The sequence below is a fragment of the Peribacillus sp. P4_D6 genome (assembly GCF_056401795.1).
Map to the genome: position 1 here is coordinate 1 of NZ_JBFUIQ010000335.1, position 1,243 is coordinate 1,243.

General features: G+C 43.9%; 1 protein-coding gene. It reads right to left on the reverse strand.

What is annotated here, in order from left to right:
* Positions 1-1,243: acetoacetate--CoA ligase (locus AC1DVB_RS27340; RefSeq protein WP_477591967.1), on the reverse strand; the 1,243-nt coding region annotated here is incomplete at both ends.

The following is a 1,243-nucleotide window of genomic DNA, read 5'->3' on the forward strand; positions in this document are numbered from 1 at the left end:
ATCTTTTCCCATCTTGATCATTCCAGAAATAAAGCGGCATGGACGGCATCGGTTTGGTAATGACCAATTCACCGACTTCATTAATCAATGTTTGACCATGCTCATCAAAGGCTTCCGCACAAACACCCAATGCCCTTCCTTGTATCTCTCCGATCCTCACGGGCAATGTTGGAACACCGCCCACAAATCCGGCACATACATCGGTCCCGCCACTGGATGAACTGAGCCAGATATCCTTCTTGACATTTTCATACACCCATTTATAACCGTCTCCAGATAATGGAGCTCCAGTTGAAAAAAGAGCCCTCAATTTCGATAAATCATATTTTCCCAGGGGCTTGTTTCCTAACTTCATGGAATTCGTAAGGAATGGTGCACTTGTTCCAAAGAAAGTCATGCCTGTATCTTGCGCCAATTCCCAAAGAACATCCATATTCGGAAAAGAAGGACTGCCGTCATAAAGGACGATGGTCCCTTCATTAAGCAAACCACCCATAAGGAGATTCCACATCATCCAGCCTGTCGTCGTAAACCAGAATACGGTATCCTCGGAAGTCATGCCTTGATGGATTCTTGTTGATTTGAAATGCTCCAATAATATACCGCCATGCCCTTGTACAATCGGTTTTGGCATCCCGGTTGTACCTGATGAATAGAGAATCCAAAGCGGATGATCGAAAGGAACACTTTCAAAAGATAATTCTGCCTTTTCTTTTAATAGGTCATCCCAAGGAACTGTATCTGCCAGATTCACTTCCAAAATCTTTTTTTCTATGTAAGGAACCAGCACGGTATGCTTGACAGAGACCAATTCCTGTTTAAGCTGGGAGACGACCGATGTTTTATCATATACATTTCCATTGTACTGATATCCATCAACCGCCAGTAATACAACTGGTTCAATCTGTTTGAAACGATCTATGACGCTTCTTGCCCCAAAGTCAGGTGAACAACTGGACCAGATGGCACCTATGCTCACTGTTGCCAAGAAAGCTATCACCGCTTCGGGTATGTTTGGCATATAGGCAACAACACGGTCACCTGATTTCACACCAAGTTTCCTTAATGAATGGGCGACAGATGCCACTTTTTCTTTCAGCTCTTTCCAGCTGACCTCTTGCTGCCTGATATGTTCGGAACGAAAAAAAATCGCCGTTTTCTCTTCTTGATCATTCAATAATGCATTTTCAGCATAATTAAGCCTTGCCCCCTCGAACCATTTCGCACCTGGCATGGATTGCTC